Genomic DNA, 21,495 nt, shown 5'->3' with positions numbered 1-21,495 from the left:
GAAGAAAAGCCGGCTCAGAGCACGGCTTTCGGATAGGAACCCAGCCATTTGAAATCCAGCGCGACATCGCGCAGATCATCAATTAACGGCGCGATGCTTGCGTCGTGGCGGTGACCTTCAAAATCGATAAAAAATACGTAATTCCAGGTACCGCTGCGTGCCGGACGGGTTTCAATCCGGGTCAGGCTGATACCGGCCTTATGAAACGGCTCCAGTACCTGATACAGCGCACCGGGCTGGTTGCGGCTGGATACCAGCACCGAGGTTTTATCATCACCACTCGGCGTGGTTGCCTGACGGCCAATAATCAGGAAGCGCGTGGTGTTATCCGGACGGTCTTCAATATTGGCCGCCTGAATCCGCAGCTGATACAACTCCGCCGCCGCTTCACTGGCGATGGCTGCTGCATTGGCTTCTTTGCTGGCGCGACGTGCCGCTTCGGCATTAGAGCTGACGGCAATGCGCTCAACATTAGGGTAATTCTGATCCAGCCAGCGGCGGCACTGCCCCAGCGACTGGGCATGGGAATAAATGCGTTCTACCGGCTCAGCATCGGCTTTCACCAGCAGATGATGATGAATGCGCAGCGTCACTTCGCCACAGATCTGCAGATTGGAATCAAAGAAACTGTCGAGGGTATGGGTTACCACGCCCTCGGTGGAGTTCTCAACCGGCACCACACCGTAGTTAGCGGCACCGCTTTCCACTTCGCGGAATACATCGGCAATCGACACCTGACCGCGACACTGCACCGCATGACCAAAATGTTTCACCGCCGCCTGCTGGGTGAAGGTACCTTCCGGCCCCAAATAAGCCACCTGCAGCGGCTCTTCCAGCGCCAGACACTGCGACATAATTTCACGGAACAGACGCGCCATCGCTTCATCCGGCAACGGCCCCTGATTACGCTCCATCACTTTACGCAGCACCTGAGCTTCACGCTCAGGCCGGTAAAACACCACAAGCTCACCCGGCGATGCGTATTTCTGCTTAACCTCTGCCACCTGCTGAGCGCAGTGGGCACGCTGGTTAATCAGGTCCTGAATCTGCTGATCCAGTGAATCAATCTGCTGACGCAGCTGATCCAGCTCTTGTGCTTCGCTCATAGTGTTCTGCCGTTTTCTGTCTGTTTAGCCATGATCTGCAAGCCAGCGTTACTTAGCCGTGACGCTTGGCGAAATCACCCATAAAGCCGATCAGGACATCAACCGCCTGCTCCGATACCGCGTTATAAATAGAGGCACGCATACCACCGACGCTGCGGTGACCGGCCAGATTCAGCAGACCAGCCGCTTCACTTTCCGCCAGGAAGGTTTTATCCAGCGCAGCATCACGCAGAGTGAATGGCACGTTCATGATGGAGCGGTTATTTTTGACCACCGGGTTGGCGTAGAAGTCGCTGTTATCGATGTAATCATACAACTTGGCCGCTTTGCGATTGTTCACAACACCAATAGCCTCAACACCGCCCTGGGCTTTCAGCCACTGGAACACCAGACCAGCCAGATACCAGCTGTAAGTCGGAGGGGTGTTGTACATGGAGTCGTTATCGGCACAGACCTTGTAATCAAACATGGTTGGCGTGCCCGGCAGAGTGTCACCCAGAAGATCTTCACGCACGATCACCACACAGAGGCCTGCAGGGCCAATGTTTTTCTGCGCACCGGCGTAAATCAGGCCGAATTTCGATACATCAATCGGCTCGGACAAAATAGAAGACGAGTAATCCGCTACCAGTACTTTGTCACCGACGTCCGGGATGTAATCAAATTTAACGCCACCAATGGTTTCGTTCGGGCAGTAATGAACGTAGGCCGCATCCGGGCTCAGATTCAGTTCGTGCTGAGCAGGAACAGAGGTGAAATTATTGCCTTCGGTGGTCGCTGCAATGTGTACATCAGCGTAGCGTTTGGCTTCGCCAACGGCTTTTTTCGACCACTGACCGGTAACAATATAGTCGGCCTTTTTACCGCCACGCAGCAGGTTCATCGGTATCATGGAAAACTGGCTGCTGGCACCGCCCTGCATAAACAGAACTTTGTAATTCGCAGGAACAGCCAGCAGATCACGCAGATCCTGCTCGGCCTGTGCTGCCACACCAACAAACTCTTTGCTGCGGTGGCTCATTTCCATGATCGACAGGCCCTTGCCGTGCCAGTCCGTGATTTCATCACGGGCACGTTCCAGAACCGCCGTTGGCAATGCCGCAGGCCCCGCACAAAAGTTATATGCTCGACTCATTTTGCTTTGAACTCACTGATAACAAAAAGGCGCGGCTTTGTTAAAAGCCGCACCGGAAAACCAATATTCAGAGTTTTCATCACCGCTCTGTCAACGGGACTTCAACATTGCTGATATGCGCCGACGGCGATTGCCGATTTTAGACTTTTTGCGGCGTACCTGTGCAGCCGCCAGCAAGGCAAACATAACGCCCGCCATACCGCCGACTACGCCCGCCAAAGCAACGATCATTGCCTTACGTGGCTTGATCGGTTTCAGCGGTAACACGGCAGACTGGTCCAGCTGCACGAAACGGACGCTATCCCAGTTAACCTCTGCCTCTTCCAGGTTCTGAATTTTCCAGTTCAGTTCCGGTAACCCGGAAATATAAGCATCCTCACCACGCTCCGCGCGACTACGCATCTGCGAAAGCTCGGCATTAATAACCGTTTGTCCCATCATAAATAATGGTGGCTGCGCACCGAATACTGCATTATTACTGCCGGAATAAAACGGCATTTTTTGTTTGATGGAAGCAGCAATAGAAGATGCTTCTTCTAATGCCAACATACGCTGATTTTTCTGCGCCAGATATTTTGTCCGCAGACCATCCGCTTCAAGGCGCAAAGCGTCGAGCCTGGATTGTTTATTCAGATGAATGGTATTTCGTACTTCTGTCAGATAACGCTGCAGCACAAAATCGCTGTAGCGATTCAGTAACACGGTCGCCCATTGTGCATCGCTTAACGTAAATTTTATCCGCAAAAAAACATCACCATCTTTAGCACCGGGATCAACGTAAGCAAAAAATTCAGAAAACTTACTGAAGTTCTGCTCAGATGTAAGCCTTTCGTCATAAATAAGGGTAAGCAGAGAGTCATCCTTTTCTGCCAGCAGCTGATTATAAAATGCCCGCTTGGTATTGCCGGAGCGTGCAAGCGCACGCACCTCTTTAAAGGATTTTTCATTACTTAATGAAAAAACACCCTGTAGGCGCGGCTGATTGACCGGCAACAAGTCCGTATCTGAAACCTCTTTATAGACGACTTCAGTCTGATAAACGGGCGTCGTCGCAAACGCATACACGAGAGCCAAACAGAGGGACAACGCAACCGTCCCAATCAACCAATACCATTTATCTTTAATGTCATCGATCAGATCAAACAGATCAATTTCATCATTATTAGCGGTGTGTGACGTATCCATACTCATAAAACTTACTCGTCCTCGGCATCCGGTTCAGCGCTTTCTGCATGGTCATCTGCAGCACCATCAACCACTGCATCCGGATCAGTAACGACTTCACCTTCCAGCAGCTCGTCTTCAACTTCTTCGGCATCACAGATGCGCTCAACACCAACCAGTTTTTCTTTATCTGAAACTTTAATCAGAGTCACACCCTGGGTGTTACGACCCAGTACAGACACTTCATTCACACGGGTACGAACCAGCGTACCCTGATCACTGATCAGCATCACTTCATCGCCTTCGAACACCTGAACCGCACCGACCAGCGGACCGTTACGGTCACTGGTTACCATGGCGATAACACCCTGAGTGCCACGGCCTTTGGTTGGAAACTCGGTGACCTCGGTGCGTTTGCCGTAACCACGCTGTGAAGCGGTAAGGATGGTTCCACCCTCTTCCGGAATAATCAGCGAGATAACACGCTGACCTTCCGCCAGTTTAATACCACGCACACCACGCGCCGTACGGCCCATTGCACGCACGTCAGACTCTTTAAAGCGTACCGCTTTACCGGCATCGGACAGCATCAGAATATCTTTACTGCCATCAGTGATCGCAACGCCGACCAACCAGTCACCTTCGTCCAGTTCACAGGCAATCAGACCAGAGGAACGCGGACGACTGAACTGATCGAGCGTGGTTTTCTTCACCGTTCCACGGGCCGTTACCATAAAGACGTAACGTTCCGCAGTGTACTCATCAACCGGCAGAATGGCGGTAATGCGCTCACCTTCTTCCGACATATTCAGCACGTTGACAATCGGACGACCGCGCGCGTTTCGGCTGGCCTGGGGAATATCGTATACAGTCAGCCAGTACACCTTACCGGCGTCGGTAAAGCACAACACGGTGTCATGGCTGTTAACCACCAGCAGGCGCTCAATAAAGTCTTCATCTTTAACCGAGGTGGCGGATTTACCTTTACCGCCACGTTTCTGCGCCTGATAGGCATCCATCGGCTGGGTCTTGGCATAACCACCGTGCGACAGTGTCAGTACCAGCGTTTCTTCCGGGATCAGGTCAGCCATGGTCAGGTCGCGCTTAACCGCCATAATTTCGGTCTTACGGGCATCGCCGTATTCTTCACGCACCGCTTCCAGCTCTTCGCGGATCACCTGCATCAGGCGATCGGCGCTGCCCAGAATTTCCAGATATTCGGCAATTTCGGTCAGTTTCAGCTGATATTCTTCAATCAGTTTTTCGTGTTCAAGGCCGGTCAGTTTCTGCAGACGCAGATCCAGAATTGCCTGCGCCTGAGCCGGAGACAGATAATAGTTACCATCACGGAAACCGTATTCTTCCGGCAAATCATCCGGACGACAGGCATCCGGGCCGGCACGTTCCAGCATATCCAGCACATCACCCGGCGCCCATGGTGTGGCAATCAGGTTTTCTTTCGCTTCGGCGGCGGTCGGGGATTTTTTGATCAGCTCAATCACCGGATCAATATTCGCCAGCGCCAGCGCCAGACCTTCCAGCAGATGACCACGTTCACGCGCCTTGCGCAGATCGTAGATAGTACGACGGGTCACCACTTCACGGCGGTGTTTAACAAAAGCTTCGAGCAGCTGCTTCAGGTTCAGAATTTTTGGCTGACCATCAACCAGCGCCACAGTATTGATACCGAACACACCCTGCAGCTGGGTCTGGGCAAACAGGTTGTTAAGCACCACTTCCGGCATTTCGCCACGGCGCAGTTCAACCACGATGCGCATACCGTCTTTATCCGACTCATCGCGCAGTTCGGTAATGCCTTCCAGTTTCTTCTCTTTAACCAGCTCGGCGATCTTTTCGATCAGGCGGGCTTTGTTCACCTGATACGGGATCTCGGTGAAAATAATCGACACTTTGCCGTTACGCTCATCTTCTTCAAAATGATGACGCGCACGCAGATAAATACGGCCACGGCCAGTGCGGTAAGCTTCAACAATGCCATCACGGCCATTAATAAAGGCACCGGTCGGGAAATCCGGACCCGGGATATATTCCATCAGCGCATCGACATCCAGTTCCGGATCATCAATCAGCGCCAGACAGCCATTCAGCACTTCGGTGAGGTTATGTGGCGGAATATTGGTCGCCATACCCACCGCAATACCGGACGAACCATTGACCAGCAGGTTCGGAATACGGGTCGGCATCACCGCGGGAATCTGTTCAGTGCCGTCGTAGTTCGGTACCCAATCCACGGTTTCTTTATCAATATCAGCCAGAATGTCATGGCTGATTTTTTTCATCCGCACTTCGGTATAACGCATGGCCGCTGCGGAGTCGCCGTCGACCGAGCCAAAGTTACCCTGACCATCCACCAGCGTGTAACGCATGGAGAAGTTCTGCGCCATACGTACGATCGTGTCGTACACCGCAGAGTCACCGTGCGGGTGGTACTTACCGATCACATCACCGACCACACGCGCCGACTTTTTATAAGGCTTGTTCCAGTCGTTACCGAGCACATTCATCGCGTGTAATACGCGGCGGTGTACGGGCTTAAGGCCATCACGTACATCCGGCAATGCGCGACCCACGATAACGCTCATGGCGTAATCGAGGTAGGACTGCTGCAGTTCATCTTCAATGTTAATCGGAAGAACTTCTTTGGCTAACTCACCCATAGATACTCGGCCCGTGTTCTGCGGATCACCCTTTTATGGTCATTTTCAGGTGATTCTGTCCTTGTTGTTGACGACCTCACCGGATGCACAAGGCTCTGTGCTGACACCGTCCGGACGAGGCTGCCAATAAAGTGCCGAATCATACCATAAATCAACAAGATACCTAGCGGGTCCGGTAACCACCTGAACGCAAGACGGGAAGAGCCAGCACGTTTATAATGCTGGCCTTTGTGCCGATGAATAAGAAGGAAGCCGAGCCATGCAGGCCGACCTGAGAATCAATGCTCGCTGGGTAATCCCGATGAGCGGCGACCAAACCGACAACCAGACCGGAAACCATGCCAACCTGCTGCACCATCAGGCCGTCTTTATCAAAGATGGGCGCATTCTGGCCGTTCAGGATCAGGCAGCCGTGAGCCATGAGGCCACAGAAACCATCAACCTGCCCGACCATGTATTGCTTCCCGGGTATGTAAACGCTCACGGCCACGCCGCAATGTCATTATTCCGTGGTATGGCCGACGATCTGGCCTTAATGACCTGGCTGCAGGAGCACATCTGGCCAGCCGAAGGCTGCTGGGTCGATGATGCCTTTGTCCGTGACGGCACCCGTCTTGCCATCGCCGAGATGCTGAAATGTGGCACCACCACTTACGCCGATATGTATTTTTATCCGGGTTCCGGCGTGGAAAGCGCACTTGAAGCTGGTATCCGTAATGTCAGCTTTACTCCGGTGCTCGATTTTCCCACCAATTTCGCCCAGAACGCCGATGAGTACATCAGCAAGGCACTGGCAGTACGCGATCACTATAAACACCATCCGCTGCTGACTCTGGGCCTTGGCCCGCACGCACCCTACACCGTTTCCAACGGCCCGCTGCAGGAAATCACCACGCTGGCCGACCAACTCGACATGCCCATCCAGATTCACCTGCATGAAACGGCTTTTGAGGTAGCACAAAGTATTGAACTGTTCGGCTGCCGGCCGACTCAGCGCCTGGCCGAACTGGGCTTTATGACCGAACGCGTTAGCTGCGTGCATATGACGCAAATCAACGAGCAGGATCTCAGCATCCTGCAACATAGCGGCGCTTCGGTGGTGCATTGCCCGGAATCCAACCTGAAGCTGGCCTCCGGCTTCTGCCCGTCGGCACAGCTGCTGAACAGTCAGATTAATGTCGCTCTCGGTACCGACGGTGCCGCCAGCAACAACGACCTGAACATTCAGGGTGAAATGAAAACCGCCGCTATGCTGGCCAAAGCCGTCGCCAGCGATGCTGCCGCCGTCCCTGCCGCGCAGGCGCTGTATATGGCGACCATGGGGGGGGCCAAAGCACTGGGACTGGATGATCAGACCGGTTCACTGACCCCCGGCAAATGGGCCGATCTGCAGGCTGTCGACTTATCACAACTGGCGCAGCAGCCGCTGTACGATCCGATTTCCCAACTGGTTTACACCGACAGCAGCCGCGCCACCAGCCATGTCTGGGTTGCCGGTAAACTGCTGTTGAACAAAGGCGTACTGACCACCCTGGACGAAGAACAGATACAGCACAACGCCCGCCAATGGGCTGCACGCATCAGCAAATCCTGACGCAGGATCTTAACGAATTACTTTTTGCAGGAACCGAGCATGGAACAGACACAGAACGTTGATCGCGCCGAAATTGCCAAATTCGAAGCCCTGGCCTCACGCTGGTGGGATCTTGAAAGCGAGTTCAAGCCACTGCACGACATCAACCCGCTGCGCACCAACTACATTGATCGTTACGCCCCGTTAGCCGGCAAAACAGTTCTCGATGTCGGTTGTGGCGGCGGCATTCTGAGTGAAGGCATGGCCAATCGTGGCGCCGTAGTCACCGGTATCGACATGGGCGAAGCCAACCTCAACACCGCCAAACTGCATGCGCTGGAATCCGGCGTAAAGGTCAGCTATCAGTGCATTCCGGTGGAAGAGCTGGCGGCACAGCAACCGGAAAGCTTTGACGTCGTGACCTGTCTGGAAATGCTTGAACACGTGCCCGATCCGGAATCCATTATCCGCGCCTGTTACCAGCTGGTAAAACCCGGCGGCCAGGTGTTTTTCTCCACCATTAACCGCAACCCTAAAGCCTATGCTTTTGCCATTCTCGGCGCCGAATACCTGATGCGCCTGCTGCCGGCCGGCACCCACGATTACCACAAGTTCATCAAGCCCAGCGAACTGACCCGCTGGTGCCGTAACGTGGGCCTGGAAGTGCAGCACATGACCGGCATGGTCTACAACCCGCTGACCAAGATCTACAAACTGAAAGACAACGACGTCAGCGTGAATTACCTGATGGCAACGCGTAAGCCGGACAGCGCGGTATGAGCCTGACCCGCCCAAAAGCCATCCTGTTTGATCTCGACGGCACCCTGGTCGATTCCGCACCGGATTTTTATGCGGTGGTGAACGGTCTGCGCCAGGAAGCCGGCAAAGCCTCCTTAACCGATGCCAGCATCCGCGAGCAGGTCAGCAACGGCGGAGCCGCCCTTACCCGCTTAACCTGGGAAATCGACGACAGCCAGGCCGACTTTGCCGATTACCGCGCCCGCTTACTGGCGCGCTACAGCGACCATATCGGTTCTGCCAGCGCCCTGTTCCCGGGCTTTGCAGAAACACTGAGCTGGCTTAATCAGGAACAGATCCTGTGGGGCATCGTCACCAACAAACCACGGCCATATACCGAACCCCTGCTGCAACGGCTGAATATTCAGGCTGCCGTCGTGGTTTGCCCGGATGATGTCAGCCACGCCAAACCGCATCCGGAGCCACTGTTAAAAGCCGCAGCCGACCTCGGCCTGCAGGCCGCTGACTGCTGGTATGTCGGCGATCATATCCGTGATATCGACGCCGCACTGGCCGCCGGCATGCTCAGCATCGCCGCCACCTTCGGCTATATCGAAAGTGGTGACGATCCCAGAGACTGGCAGGCTGATCTGCAGATTGACCAACCCCACGACCTGATCACCTTGCTCCGGGCAACGCTCTGAGCCTGCAGACAGGCCGATAAACAGACATTAAAGATGACAAAGCGGCAAACAATCATTGCCGCTTTGCCGCTGACACAAACAATCATTTGCACAAAAGGTAGACCGATGGAAACCGCCCCGAACTCACTGACTGGCCGCATTATTCTGGTAACCGGCGCTGGCTATGGCATCGGACGTACGGCCGCCCTGACCTACGCCCGGGCCGGGGCCACCGTACTACTGCTGGGCCGCACCCAGGAAGCGCTGAACGACACCTACGACCTGATTGAAGCGGAAAACCTGCCGCAGGCCGCCGTACTGCCCTTCGATCTGGAGCAGCATGACGAAGAACCGTTCCGCCAACTGGCGGAACTGATCGAAGAAAACTTCGGCCACCTCGACGGCGTGTTGCTGAATGCCGGTGTGCTGGGTCAGCGCACCACACTGGAAAACTACGACTGGAACACCTGGCAGAAAGTAATGCAGATTAACGTCAACGGCCAGTTTGCGCTGATGAAGCACCTGCTGCCGCTGCTGCGCAACGCCAGCAACGATGCCTCCGTGATTTTTACCAGCAGCAGCGTGGGACGCGAAGGCCGTGCCTACTGGGGCGCATATTCGGTGTCTAAATTTGCCACCGAAGGCTTAATGCAGGTGATGGCGCAGGAGCTGGAAAACACCAGCAACATACGCGTTAACTGCATCAATCCCGGTGGCACCCGCACCAGCATGCGGGCAGCAGCCTACCCGGCTGAGCACCCCAGCAATGTACCGGAAGCCGATACCATTATGGCGCTCTACCTGCACCTGATGAGTCCGGCATCCATCGGCACCCATGGCCAAACCCTGGATGCCCAACCGAAGAAATAATCCGTAAAGCCCGCCTCCCGCACAGCACTGTGGTTACTGTTTAGTACCACTGTTGCTGCAGCGGGTACGGTTTTTCCCGCCCGCCCCTTCTACTTTTGCCCAAGCTGCTCTTTACCCCACCGTGCTTTTCCTGTCCAATCCGTCAGAATATTGCTGATTCATCAGGGCGCAGATGCGCAGGAGACACATGTATGGCTGGCTTACTTCCCGACCTTGATCCCGAAGGCCTGCTCGAATATTCCGTGGTATTTACCGACCGCTCTCTGAACCATATGTCGAAGCGCTTTCAGGGGGTTATGAACGATATTTCCGCCACTCTGAAGTCGGTTTATAACGCCGATGCGGTGGCCGTGATTCCCGGTGGCGGCACCTATGGCATGGAAGCCGTGGCACGCCAGTTTGCTCAGGATAAAAAGACACTGGTGATCCGCAACGGCTGGTTCAGCTACCGCTGGACCCAGATTTTTGACATGGGCAAGATTCCGGCGTCCAGCACGGTACTCAAAGCGCGCCGCAGCGGAGATGAAGCTCAGGCTCCCTTTGTTCCAGCCCCCATCGACGAAGTCATCACCACCATTAAAAAAGAAAAACCGGATGTGGTGTTCGCGCCCCACGTTGAAACCGCTTCCGGCATGATTTTGCCGGATAATTACCTGAAAGCGGTGGCCGATGCCGTACACTCTGTCGGCGGCTTGCTGGTACTCGACTGTGTTGCCTCCGGTACCCTATGGGTCGATATGAAAGCCGTTGGCATCGATATTTTGATCAGCGCCCCACAAAAAGGCTGGAGTTCCTCCCCTTGCGCGGCATTAGTCATGATGAATCAGGCCGCACTGGATGTGATGGCAACCACCACCAGCACCAGCTTTGCTGCCAACCTGAAACAGTGGCATATGATCATGCAGGCCTACGAGAACGGCGGCCATGCCTATCACGCCACCCTGCCGACCGATGCTTTAACCAAATTCCGCGACACCATGCTGGAAACCAAAGCCTACGGTTTTGATAAAGTGCGGGACGAACAGCTCGCACTGGGTAAGCGCGTGCGCCAGATGCTGGAAAGCAAAGGTATCAACAGCGTCGCAGCCGAAGGCTTTAAAGCACCGGGCGTGGTGGTGAATTACACCAGCGATGCCGAACTGCAGAACGGTAAAAAGTTTGCAGCCCTGGGCTTACAGGCCGCAGCTGGCGTACCACTGATGTGTGACGAAGGTGACGATTACCGCTCCTTCCGCATTGGTTTATTCGGACTGGATAAGCTGCACGACATTGACGGCACCGTTGCACGCCTGGAAAAAGTGATAGATCAGATCATGTGATCGCTGAGCCGCTGGCGCAGCGGCAAAGGCCGGCGGCATATATCTGCCGCTGGCCCTGATAAATCCCCTCCCTATCCCCATCCCTGATTATGTTCTGCACAAAAGCTACTGGCAGCAGGTCAGAACAAACCATTATTTGTTCAATTTTTGTCATTATTCTCTGACCAAACAGTCATTTTATTGGCAAATAGCCAAAACAGCCGACAGTCAAATTGCCAACTTCCTGCCATACCAAATACAACAAAGCCTATAAGTCTTTGTTTTTAAAGAGAAATAAAGACCCAAAAATACTGGCACAAAAATAGCTTTGCACTGATCAGGAATCATTTACCTGTACGAGGTAACTCATGGTCAGTCCGTTACACAGCAACGGCCGGGCAGAACTCCAGGACGACAAGATCGTATCCAGTATCGGAGACCTGGCACCCAAGCCTGATATACGCCCGGAAGTGCTGCTGAGGCTGTCGGGCAAATTGCAGACAACTCTGGAGCTGTCACAGCTGCTGGAAATCTTCTTTGAAGAAATTCAGCAGGCGGTGTTGGTCGACGGCATCAGTTTCAGCCATAACGCCCACAACCTGCTGCTCAGTTATGGCCGTAACAGCGTTCACAGCGCCAGTTACCGTCTGCAGACCCAACAGGATTATATGGGTGATCTGGCGTTTCACCGCTCTACCCGCTTCCGCGAGCATGAGCTGGCAAACCTGGAAGGTCTGCTTACCACACTGGTCTACCCGATGCGTAACGCCCTGCGTTACCACGAGGCGCTGGCGGCGGCGTTCCGCGATCCGCTGACCGGAGCCGGCAACCGGGTCGCACTCGATAAAACGCTGCAACGGGAAATCGAGCTGACCAAGCGCCATGGTCAGCAGCTGTCGATTCTGATGCTGGATCTTGATCACTTCAAACTGGTCAACGACGACTTTGGCCACAGCATGGGCGACAAGGTGCTGAAAGAAGCGGTTACCTGCATTACCGGCTGCATCCGCCAGACCGACATGTGCTTCCGCTATGGTGGCGAAGAGTTTCTGGTCATGCTCAGCAATGCTGAACACGCCGGGGCACTGCGCATTGCAGAGCGAATCCGTATGAGCATCAGTTCACTGGCTTTCAGTAATGAAAAAGGCCGCTTGCAGGTCACCACCAGTATCGGCTGCGCCACACTGACCATGGAAGACAGTATGGATTCACTGGTACAACGTGCCGATAAAGCGCTGTATCAGGCCAAACACAACGGCCGTAACCGGGTCGTGTGTGATACCGACGACGAGCTGGATACTCCGCCGTCCAAAAGCTTGCTGTAGCCCGCCTGATGGCATAAAAAAGCCGCTCATTGAGCGGCTTTTTTATGCTGAATCAATTCGACACTCAGTCGATCTTTTTCTTCTGCCGTGGCTTTGGCGCCGAGGTCTTACGGGCGGTCGCCTGCTGACGGATCTTCTGGCGTTTGGCTACACGCTGGAACTGTTCTTTCTCGCGCCCGATCATGCGTTTGGTTTGCTTACGCTCAATCCCCACCAGATCGGCCAGGTCGTTGACTTCACGCTGCCCCAGCTCAACCCAGGTACCAACAGGAACGTTGGACGGCATAAATATGCAGCCATAACGTACGCGTTTCAGACGGCTGACGGCAATGCCCTGACTCTCCCACAGACGACGGACTTCACGGTTTTTACCCTCCATCAGTACCACGTGATACCACTTGTTCTGGCCTTCACCATCGAAGAACTTCACGTCGGTAAAGCGGGCCACGCCATCATCCAGCATCACGCCTTCTTTCAGGCGTTCGATCATCGCTTCATCAACGTCGCCACGGACGCGTACGGCGTATTCGCGGTCAACTCCGGAGGATGGGTGCATCAGTTTATTAGCCAGCTCACCGTCGGTGGTAAACAGCAACAAACCGCTGGTATTGATGTCCAGACGACCGATATTAACCCAACGCTCGCCTTTGGTTTTCGGCAGGTGATCAAACACCGTTGGCCGGCCTTCCGGATCTTTCAGGGTGCAGACTTCACCCACCGGCTTGTTATAGGCCAGTACACGGCGTGAGCGACCAGCATCTTCCAGGTTCACCTGGCGGCCATCGACACGCACATCGTCATAACGGCTGGCACGGTCGCCGAGTTTGGCGGTTACGCCGTTAACACTGACACGGCCTTCGCCGATCCAGCGCTCGACTTCACGACGGGAAGCCACACCGGCCAGTGCCAGCAATTTTTGGATACGTTCATTCATGATTTATCGGTCTTCTTTATTCGCAGCTGCGTCAGGGGCATCCGGCCGCACCACGTCAGGGGTTTGGTTAAATAAACTCGGAACTTCCTGAGTCCGTTGAACGGGAACGTCGCTGGCATCATTGCCGTGCTGTTCACCGGGTGTTTGTATGTGTTCTGGTTCTGTTGCTTCCGGCTCTGCTGTTTCAGCAGCGTCGGCGGCGGTTTGCTCTGCCGTTGCTGCGGCAGCCTCAGGTTCTTCTGTCGCCACCGCCAGGTCATCGGCTACGGACAATTCATCCGCTGCCGGGGCATCGGCGACTTGTGTTTCCTGTTCTCGCTCTTCTTCAGCGGCTTTCTGTTCCAGCCGCTCCAGCAAATCGCCGATGCTGCGCTTTTTCGGTTGGCCACCATTATCCGCTTCGTCATCGTCGCCGTCATCCCGCGCAAACAGATTACTTTCTACCCGTGCGACAATATCGGCGGCTTTGGCCAGATCTTCTTCGGTGGTGGCGAGTACATCGGCACCGCGCTGCGCCACTTCTTCGTCGCTGCGGAATTCAAAATCTTTGGCCGGTTCTTTACGCGCTTCAGCATCGTCGCCCAGTTCCAGCTTACGATTGGCGTCATCCAGCTCGCGGATTTCTCCCAGACTGGGCAGGTCTTCGAGGCTTTTTAAGCCAAAATAGTCAAGAAACTCACGCGTGGTGGCATACATCGATGGCCGCCCGGGCACATCGCGGTAACCCACAACCCGGACCCATTCGCGTTCGAGCAGCGTTTTCATAATGCTGGAACTGACCACCACACCACGCACATCTTCAATATCGCCACGGGTAATGGGCTGACGATAGGCAATCAATGCCAGGGTTTCCAGCAGCGCCCGTGAATATCGCTGCGGCCGCTCATCCCATAAACGTGCCACCCAGGAGGCCACTTCGGTACGCACCTGCAGGCGATAACCGGAGGCCACTTCCGTCAGCTCAATTCCCCGGCCGAGTAAATCCTGCTTCAGCTCAGTTAATGCGGCTTTTAATTCAGACGGCAACGGAAGGCGGTCTTCATCAAACAGGCTCTGCATGCGCTCCAGCGATAACGGGCCACCAGCCGCCATCAACGCTGCTTCGAGGATATTTTTTAATGGCGGTTGCATCATGACAGCTCTCCGTCCTGCTGATACGAGGGCGCCCCTGCGGCGCTGTGTTCCCTGGCACGCAAGTGAATCGGGCCGAAAGTATCCTGCTGCACAATGTCGATCAAGGATTCTTTCACCAGTTCAAGAATCGCCAGAAAGGTGACGACCACCCCCAGCTTGCCTTCACTGGGATCAAACAGCGCCCGGAACGACATAAAGTGTCCACTCTGCAGCCGCGCCAGTACGTCGCTCATGCGCTCACGGGTCGATAACTGTTCACGGTGGATTTCGTGGTGTTCAAAGCGCTCAGCACGGCGCAGTACTGCAGCAAACGCCAGCATCAGCTCACGCATTTCCACTTCCGGGTGCACCCGTTCCTGAATGCGGTCGGGAGCATCCACTTCCGGCAGAAAAATATCGCGCTCCAGCCGGGGCAGCTCGTCGAGATTTTCGGCCGCTGTTTTAAAGCGTTCGTATTCCTGCAGGCGTCGCAGCAACTCAGCGCGTGGGTCATCTTCTTCCTCGTCGCCATTGCCTTCGCGGTTACGCGGCAACAGGACGCGGCTTTTAATTTCCGCCAGCATGGCCGCCATCACCAGATATTCTCCGGCCAATTCCAGCTGCATGGCCTGCATCATATCGATGTATTCAATGTACTGATCAACGATTTCGGAGACATTCACTTCAAGAATGTCGAGATTCTGCTTACGGATCAGGTAAAGCAATAAATCCAGCGGGCCTTCGAACTGCTCAAGAATCACTTCCAGCGCATCCGGCGGAATGTACAGATCCAGTGGCAGCTGGGTCATCGGTTCGCCCTGCACCAGCGCGAACGGCATCTCCTGCTGACCGGTTTTTACCCGCATCCGCGCTTTGGATAAATCGGGCACAGGCTCTGCGGCAACCACTGGCGGCAGAATGTTGTCTGCAGGCTCGTTCGTACTCATCGGTAACCCAATCCCATCGCTTCCCGTACCTCAACCATGGTGCTGCGCACCGCATCCCGCGCCCGTTCACTGCCTTCAGCCAGAATACGCGCCAGTAATTCCGGATTTTGTTCAAACTGTTGTGCACGTTCACGGATCGGCGTCTGTTCGGCAATGATCGCATCAGTGACCGGCTGCTTGCATTCCAGACAACCCCAGGCTGCGCTGCGGCAGTTATTCTGCACGCGTTCGCAGGTAGCAGCATCGGAATACACCGTATGAAAATGCCAGACCGGGCATTTCTGCGGATCTCCGGCATCGGTCAGACGGATACGCGCCGGATCGGTCTGCATGGTGCGCACTTTTTTCGCGACATCATCCGGCTCTGCGCGCAGCGGAATCATATTGCTGTACGATTTGGACATCTTTTGTCCATCCAGTCCTGGCATCCGTGATGCTGTCGTCAGCAAGGCCTGCGGTTCAGCCAGAATATTTTTGCCGATGCCTTCGAGATAGCCCAGCAATCGTTCTTTGTCCGCCAGGGTCAGATTGCTCTGCTCTTTCACCAGCGCCTGAGCGGTATGCAACGCCTCGACATCACCATGGCTGAGGTAAGCATTGCGCATCTGTTGGTACAGCGCGGAAGCTTTTTTACCCAGCTTTTTGACCGCCGCCAACGCATTGGCTTCAAAGCCGGGTTCACGGCCATACAGATGGTTAAAACGGCGGGCAATGTCACGGGCGATTTCAATATGCGCTTCCTGATCACCGCCAACCGGCACCAGGCCTGCACGGTAAGCCAGAATATCGGCACTCTGCAGCAGTGGGTAACCCAGAAAACCGTAGGTATTCAGATGTTTATCCAGCAGTTTGTCCTGCTGATCTTTATAGCCCGGCACCCGCTCCAGCCAGGAGATAGGCGTAATCATCGACAGCAGCAAATGCAGTTCGGCCAACTCCGGCACCTGACTCTGCACAAACAGCGTCGCTGAGCCGGGATTAACCCCCGCCGCTAACCAGTCAATCAGCAGATTGCGGCTTGAGCGCTGGGTGCCGGCAGCAGTTTCATAATCGGTGCTTAACGCGTGCCAGTCGGCAATAAAAAAGAAGCACTCAAATTCGTGCTGCAGTTTTACCCAGCTTTTTAATACGCCGTGATAGTGGCCCAGATGCAGCTGACCGGTCGGGCGCATGCCCGACACTACCCGCCTCTGCGGATCCACGGCACTCAACGGCTATTCCTCTTGCGCTCGCGTCTTAAAGACATCAGGCCAGCTTAAAGATGCCAACGGCTTCGCGCACCTGTTCCAGCAACGGCTGGCTGATGGCGCGGGCTTTGACAGCACCTTTCTGCAGTTCGGCTTCGATATCGGCCGGACGTGCCAACAGATCATTGTAACGCTCACGCGCTTCGCCGATTTCGGCGTTAATCAGGCCAAACAGTTGTTTTTTGGCATCGCCCCAGCCAATACCATCAGCAAATGCCTGACGCATTTCAGCGGTTTGCTCAGCCGTGGCAAACGCCTGCCAGATCTGGAACACGGTAGAGGAATCCGGATCTTTCGGCTCACCCGGTTCCAGCAGGTTGGTTTTGATTTTGTTGATGTGTTTCTGCAGCTGCTTTTCGGTCAGGAACAGCGGAATGGTGTTGCCGTAGCTTTTGCTCATTTTACGGCCATCAAGGCCCTGCAGTACCGACACCTGATCGTCTACCTGGTAATCCGGCAGCGTCAGCAGCGGCTCTTTTTTGCAGTAGATATGGTTAAAACGGCCAGCGATATCGCGCGCCATTTCAACGTGCTGAATCTGATCTTTGCCGACCGGTACTTTATTGGCGTTAAACATCAGAATATCGGCGGCCATTAATACCGGGTAGCTGAACAGACCCATGGTGATGGCTTTGTCGGCATCTTCGTTTTCGGCCAGATTGGCATCCACCGCAGCCTTATAAGCATGGGCGCGGTTCATCAGGCCTTTGGCGCAGACACAGTTAAAAATCCAGGTCAGTTCCGGAATTTCGCGAATATCCGACTGGCGGTAAAACACGGAGTTATTGGTGTCCAGGCCCAGCGCCAGCCAGGTGGCGGCGATTTCCATGGTAGACTGATGCACCGCGGCCGGGTCCTGACATTTGATCAGGGCATGATAATCGGCGAGGAAATAAAACGTATCGTTAGCCTGATCCTGACTGGCGGCAATGGCCGGACGGATGGCGCCAACATAGTTCCCCAGATGCGGGGTGCCTGTGGTTGTAATACCGGTTAATACACGCTGCTTGCTCATACTGCCCTGCTTGGTCAACGACGGAATCTGAAAACGCGCCATCATACCGGTTTTAGCGGCGCGTTTCAGTCTCTGTTAGCCGTTGTTGCCTGCCGTTTTTGCGACTCAGAGAAAATCACTGGCGTCGCCGACGCCCTGACGCAGCACGACCGGTATTTCATCGGTCATATCAATCACCGTGGTCGCCTCAAATCCGCAATGGCCGCCATCAATCACCAGCTCCAGCTCATGCTCCAGTGATTGACGGATATCGTAAGGATCCGACAGCGGCAGCTCATCACCAGGCATGATCAGTGAGGTGGTCATCAGTGGCTCGTTCATTTCTTCCAGCAACGCCATGGCGATGGGATTGTTGGGCACGCGAATACCAATGGTGCGTTTTTTCGGATGCATCAGCAGGCGCGGTACTTCGCGCGTGGCTTCCAGAATAAAGGTGAAGGCTCCCGGCGTGTGCGCCTTTAGCATACGGTATTTGGTGTTGTCGACCTTGGCGAACAACGACAGTTCGGACAAGTCCCGGCACAGCAGAGTGAAGTTATGCTTTGGCGGTAACTGACGCAGACGATGGATCCGGTCGGTGGTTTTTTTATCGCCAATGCGGCCAGCCAGCGCATAAGCACAGTCGGTTGGAATAACCGCCAAACCGCCATTACGGATAATTTCTGCAGCCTGTTTGATCAGCCGCGCCTGAGGATTGTCAGGATGAATCTGGAAAAATTGGCTCACTAAAGCTCCTTAAAGCCTGCTGACAGCAGCGATCGCTGCTGCTCAGGTATCATAAAACGATGACAGAATCAGGCCCAGCTCTGCCACACGGGCGTCACATCCGCCGGGAATGGCGGCATAACCCCCAGATCAAGTCCGAAACGATTCGGGCCATGAAAATCACTGCCACAGGAACCCAGCAGTTCAAATTCGCGGGCAAGCCCTGCCATCTGACCACGCTGGTTATTGTCCATCTGGCCATACGCCACTTCCAGTCCACGACCACCGGCATCGACAAAATCGGCCAGACAGGCACGCAGTTTGGTTCGGGTCATATTATAAAGATGGGCATGGGCCATCACCGGAATACCACCGGCGGCGGCAATCCACTGCACCACCGTTGCCATCTCTGGCCAGCTGGCTTTGACATCACCGGGTTTACCGGCACCGAGGTATTTATTAAAGGCCACCGCCATCGACGGCACCAGACCTTTATCAATCAGATATTGAGCAAAATGCGGACGACCAATGGATTCTCCACCGGCATACGCCTGAACTTCGGCCAGATCGATGTCGTGCTTCAGACGCTTGCCGACACGTTCAGCAATAATCTGTGAACGACTGCTGCGGGCTTCCGTCTGCGCCTGCTCAGCGGCGCGCATGACGTCGGATTCGGGGTCAAAATTAAGGCCGACAATGTGAATAGTGACACCGCCCCAGATGCAGGACAGTTCAATACCGGGAATCAGCCGCACGCCGAGTTCCTGTGCGGCAGCCTGACCAAGACGATAGCCTTCGGCGGTATCATGATCAGTAATGGCCAGGGTTTTTACGCCGCGTTCCGCCGCCCGCGCAACCAGCTCAGCCGCCGGTAATTTGCCGTCGGAAGCGGTGCTGTGGCAATGAAGATCGATTTCTGAGTTCACGTGGACGCTCACTCCTGGTTACGCCATAATCGCCCCATTGTAATGACACTGAAGCCACTAAGCGAATGAAGTTACTTCTCGACTACCTGCCCATCGTCCTTTTCTTTCTGGTTTATAAGTGGGCTCCCGAGCTGACCGGGCAACTGGCACCGTATCTGTCTGACGAATACATCACCCTGTTTCATGAAATGCCAATGCTGCTGGCTACTGCCGTTTTAATTCCGGCCACCATTCTGCAGGTTCTTTATATCCGCGCCACCACCGGTAAGGTGGAAAAAATGCATCTGATTACCCTGGCCATGGTGGTTCTTCTCGGCGGAGCCACCCTGATTCTGCGCGATCAGGTCTTTATTATGTGGAAGCCGACCATCGTTAACTGGTTATTTGCGGCGGCCTTCCTCGGCAGTCAGTGGTTTACCCAAAAATCGTTTCTGCAACGCATGATGGAGCAAGCCGTTACCTTGCCTGCCGACGTCTGGGCACGTCTGAATTACGCCTGGGTGGCTTTCTTTGTGTTAAGCGGTGTGGCAAACCTGTACGTGGCCTATACCTTCTCTGAAGATATCTGGGTTGATTTTAAATTCTTCGGTTTGCTGGGGCTGACCATCCTATTTATTATCGGCCAGTCACTGTTTTTATATCGCTACATGAATAAAGAGGAGCAGTAAGCATGTGGTACGCCATTATCAGTCAGGATGTGCCTGACAGCCTGGAAAAACGTCTGTCTGTACGTCCGGCTCACCTGCAGCGCCTGCAGGATTTAACCGCCGCCGGTCGTCTGCTGATTGCCGGTCCGCACCCCGCGATCGACAGTGAAGATCCGGGCAGTGCCGGTTTCAGCGGCAGCCTGGTTGTGGCTGAATTTGCTTCTCTTGCAGACGCTCAGGCCTGGGCTGATGCCGATCCTTACGTCAGCGCTGGTGTATACCAGCAGGTAACGGTTAAGCCGTTCCGTAAAGTCCTTCCCTGAACGGAAAAATAAAAAGGTATTTGTTGTGAAAAAATTTCTGATTACCCTATCACTTCTGGCCATTGTAGCGACTGCTGCTGCGGTTGAAAAACGCTACGTTACCGATACCCTGTGGCTGCAACTGCGCTCCGGCCCAAGCCAGGAATTCCGCATTCTGAAAGCTCTGCCGAGTGGCGAGCATCTGATTTTTATCGAAGAAGATGCCGAAACCGGTTACACCAAAGTACAAACCGATAAAGGTGTTGAAGGTTACGTCTTAACCCGATTCCTGGAAATGGAACCCATCGCCAAAGAAAAATTAATTCTGGCGAACCGTGAGCTGGATAAAGTAAAAGCCGAACTGGAAACCACCAAAACCCAGCGTGCTGAATTCCAGAGTGAAGTGGAAAAACTGAAAGCCGACCGCTCCGGTCTTGGCCGTGAAAACGGCGATCTGGAAAAAGAACTGGAACGCATCAAAAGCATTTCGGCCAATGCCCTGGCGCTGGACGAAAAATCGAAAAAGCTGACCATGCGCAACCAAGAGCTGGAAATTCAGGTAGAAGCACTGACCGCTGAAAATGCGCAAATGCACGACAACCGTCAGCAAACCTTTATTCTGTATGGCGGCGCGCTGGTGATTATCGGCATCCTTGCCGGCCTTATCCTGCCGTCGATCCGGGGTAAACGCAGCAGCGGCTGGTCGTAAGGTTCAGCCAACAAAAGGGAGCCCAGGCTCCCTTTTTTATTTTGCAGATCAGCGTTTAATCTGCCTCAGCGTCAAGCTCGCAATGCCCAAGAGACGCGTCCGGCGCAATCGTGTCACGCAACAGCCGCTTTAATTCGGCAACCTCAGGGAAACCATGATTTTCTTTTCGGTCCCACAGACACTGATCATTCGCCCAGACCTGAAACTGCCCGGATTCACCGACCACCAATTCGATGGCTGAAAGCTTGCCCTGAAAGGTCGAGAACAGCTCTTGCGCATACCAACCCGAACGCAATGCCCACTTACAGCCTTCACAAAATACGATTCTTACTTTAGCTTTAGCCAAAAGCCCGACCTCATATGAACCATTTAACAAAACC

Annotated in this window: 21 protein-coding genes; 9 read left to right on the top strand and 12 right to left on the bottom strand. The window is 54.4% G+C overall.

Going from position 1 to position 21,495, the window contains the following annotated elements:
- Positions 1–14: 14 nt before the first annotated feature.
- The 4 genes from pheA to gyrA all read right to left on the bottom strand — a co-directional run bounded on the left by pheA (position 15) and on the right by gyrA (position 6,083).
- Positions 15–1,106, bottom strand: a complete 1,092-nt coding sequence (pheA, locus tag NYR02_RS05955) for a prephenate dehydratase (protein WP_230330840.1) — start codon at positions 1,104–1,106, stop codon at positions 15–17.
- Positions 1,107–1,158: 52 nt separating this feature from the next.
- Positions 1,159–2,241 (bottom strand): 3-phosphoserine/phosphohydroxythreonine transaminase, encoded by a 1,083-nt coding sequence (gene serC, locus NYR02_RS05950; protein WP_260975465.1) that lies wholly within the window; start codon positions 2,239–2,241, stop codon positions 1,159–1,161.
- A 90-nt stretch (positions 2,242–2,331) separates the two neighbouring features.
- A complete protein-coding gene (locus NYR02_RS05945; RefSeq protein WP_260975464.1) occupies positions 2,332–3,432 on the bottom strand; it encodes a Wzz/FepE/Etk N-terminal domain-containing protein in 1,101 nt (366 codons plus the stop codon).
- A gap of 5 nt (positions 3,433–3,437) precedes the next feature.
- The gene (gene gyrA, locus NYR02_RS05940) at positions 3,438–6,083 is read right to left on the bottom strand and encodes a DNA gyrase subunit A (RefSeq protein WP_260975463.1); all 2,646 of its coding nucleotides are present in this window, start codon (positions 6,081–6,083) and stop codon (positions 3,438–3,440) included.
- Positions 6,084–6,342: 259 nt separating this feature from the next.
- On the opposite strand from gyrA, the gene NYR02_RS05935 reads away from it, so the two are divergent.
- From NYR02_RS05935 to NYR02_RS05910, 6 genes are all read left to right on the top strand, one after another.
- Positions 6,343–7,677 carry a TRZ/ATZ family hydrolase gene (locus tag NYR02_RS05935; RefSeq protein ID WP_260975462.1) on the top strand — a complete coding sequence of 445 codons (1,335 nt, stop codon included), beginning with the start codon at positions 6,343–6,345 and terminating at the stop codon, positions 7,675–7,677.
- 39 nt (positions 7,678–7,716) lie between these two features.
- The gene (ubiG, locus tag NYR02_RS05930) at positions 7,717–8,436 is read left to right on the top strand and encodes a bifunctional 2-polyprenyl-6-hydroxyphenol methylase/3-demethylubiquinol 3-O-methyltransferase UbiG (protein ID WP_260975461.1); all 720 of its coding nucleotides are present in this window, start codon (positions 7,717–7,719) and stop codon (positions 8,434–8,436) included.
- Positions 8,433–9,098 (top strand): HAD-IA family hydrolase, encoded by a 666-nt coding sequence (locus NYR02_RS05925; RefSeq protein ID WP_260975460.1) that lies wholly within the window; start codon positions 8,433–8,435, stop codon positions 9,096–9,098. The genes ubiG and NYR02_RS05925 overlap by 4 nt, the downstream gene beginning before the upstream one ends.
- A gap of 105 nt (positions 9,099–9,203) precedes the next feature.
- A complete protein-coding gene (locus NYR02_RS05920) occupies positions 9,204–9,947 on the top strand; it encodes a YciK family oxidoreductase (protein WP_260975459.1) in 744 nt (247 codons plus the stop codon).
- 191 nt (positions 9,948–10,138) lie between these two features.
- The gene (locus NYR02_RS05915) at positions 10,139–11,266 is read left to right on the top strand and encodes an aminotransferase class V-fold PLP-dependent enzyme (RefSeq protein WP_260975458.1); all 1,128 of its coding nucleotides are present in this window, start codon (positions 10,139–10,141) and stop codon (positions 11,264–11,266) included.
- Between the two features lie 347 nt (positions 11,267–11,613).
- Positions 11,614–12,570 carry a GGDEF domain-containing protein gene (locus NYR02_RS05910; RefSeq protein WP_260975457.1) on the top strand — a complete coding sequence of 319 codons (957 nt, stop codon included), beginning with the start codon at positions 11,614–11,616 and terminating at the stop codon, positions 12,568–12,570.
- A 64-nt stretch (positions 12,571–12,634) separates the two neighbouring features.
- On the opposite strand, the gene rluB is transcribed toward NYR02_RS05910, so the two are convergent.
- The 7 genes from rluB to NYR02_RS05875 all read right to left on the bottom strand — a co-directional run bounded on the left by rluB (position 12,635) and on the right by NYR02_RS05875 (position 19,457).
- Positions 12,635–13,504 (bottom strand): 23S rRNA pseudouridine(2605) synthase RluB, encoded by an 870-nt coding sequence (gene rluB / locus NYR02_RS05905; RefSeq protein ID WP_260975456.1) that lies wholly within the window; start codon positions 13,502–13,504, stop codon positions 12,635–12,637.
- Positions 13,505–13,507: 3 nt separating this feature from the next.
- A complete protein-coding gene (gene scpB, locus NYR02_RS19505; protein WP_338055924.1) occupies positions 13,508–14,638 on the bottom strand; it encodes an SMC-Scp complex subunit ScpB in 1,131 nt (376 codons plus the stop codon).
- Positions 14,635–15,564 (bottom strand): segregation and condensation protein A, encoded by a 930-nt coding sequence (locus NYR02_RS05895; RefSeq protein WP_420864297.1) that lies wholly within the window; start codon positions 15,562–15,564, stop codon positions 14,635–14,637. The genes scpB and NYR02_RS05895 overlap by 4 nt, the downstream gene beginning before the upstream one ends.
- Entirely contained in the window at positions 15,561–16,775 is a 1,215-nt protein-coding gene (locus NYR02_RS05890) for a tryptophan--tRNA ligase (protein ID WP_260975455.1), read from the bottom strand. Before NYR02_RS05890 ends, NYR02_RS05895 begins: the two co-directional genes overlap by 4 nt.
- Positions 16,776–16,809: 34 nt before the next feature.
- Positions 16,810–17,826, bottom strand: coding sequence for a tryptophan--tRNA ligase (trpS, locus tag NYR02_RS05885; protein WP_260975454.1), 1,017 nt, complete (start codon positions 17,824–17,826; stop codon positions 16,810–16,812).
- Between the two features lie 105 nt (positions 17,827–17,931).
- Complete coding sequence (locus NYR02_RS05880) at positions 17,932–18,552, bottom strand: L-threonylcarbamoyladenylate synthase (protein ID WP_260975453.1); 621 nt, start codon at positions 18,550–18,552, stop codon at positions 17,932–17,934.
- Positions 18,553–18,620: 68 nt separating this feature from the next.
- Positions 18,621–19,457, bottom strand: coding sequence for a PHP domain-containing protein (locus NYR02_RS05875; protein ID WP_260975452.1), 837 nt, complete (start codon positions 19,455–19,457; stop codon positions 18,621–18,623).
- A 65-nt stretch (positions 19,458–19,522) separates the two neighbouring features.
- Between NYR02_RS05875 and NYR02_RS05870 the strand changes: the two genes are divergently transcribed.
- The 3 genes from NYR02_RS05870 to NYR02_RS05860 are packed head-to-tail and all read left to right on the top strand — an operon-like array spanning position 19,523 to position 21,115.
- Positions 19,523–20,125 (top strand): septation protein A, encoded by a 603-nt coding sequence (locus tag NYR02_RS05870; protein WP_260975451.1) that lies wholly within the window; start codon positions 19,523–19,525, stop codon positions 20,123–20,125.
- A 2-nt stretch (positions 20,126–20,127) separates the two neighbouring features.
- Positions 20,128–20,427, top strand: coding sequence for a YciI family protein (locus NYR02_RS05865; RefSeq protein WP_260975450.1), 300 nt, complete (start codon positions 20,128–20,130; stop codon positions 20,425–20,427).
- A gap of 25 nt (positions 20,428–20,452) precedes the next feature.
- The gene (locus NYR02_RS05860; RefSeq protein WP_260975449.1) at positions 20,453–21,115 is read left to right on the top strand and encodes a TIGR04211 family SH3 domain-containing protein; all 663 of its coding nucleotides are present in this window, start codon (positions 20,453–20,455) and stop codon (positions 21,113–21,115) included.
- A 55-nt stretch (positions 21,116–21,170) separates the two neighbouring features.
- Here NYR02_RS05860 and NYR02_RS05855 read toward each other — a convergent pair whose 3' ends face one another.
- Positions 21,171–21,461, bottom strand: a complete 291-nt coding sequence (locus NYR02_RS05855; RefSeq protein WP_260975448.1) for an Rdx family protein — start codon at positions 21,459–21,461, stop codon at positions 21,171–21,173.
- Between the last annotated feature and the right edge of the window lie 34 nt (positions 21,462–21,495).

It is taken from the genome of Thalassolituus pacificus (genome assembly GCF_025318105.1).
Classification (GTDB): Bacteria; Pseudomonadota; Gammaproteobacteria; order Pseudomonadales; family Oceanobacteraceae; genus Venatoribacter; species Venatoribacter pacificus.
The sequence above is the reverse complement of the archived record's forward strand: the minus strand, read 5'-3'. Positions and strand labels throughout refer to the sequence as shown.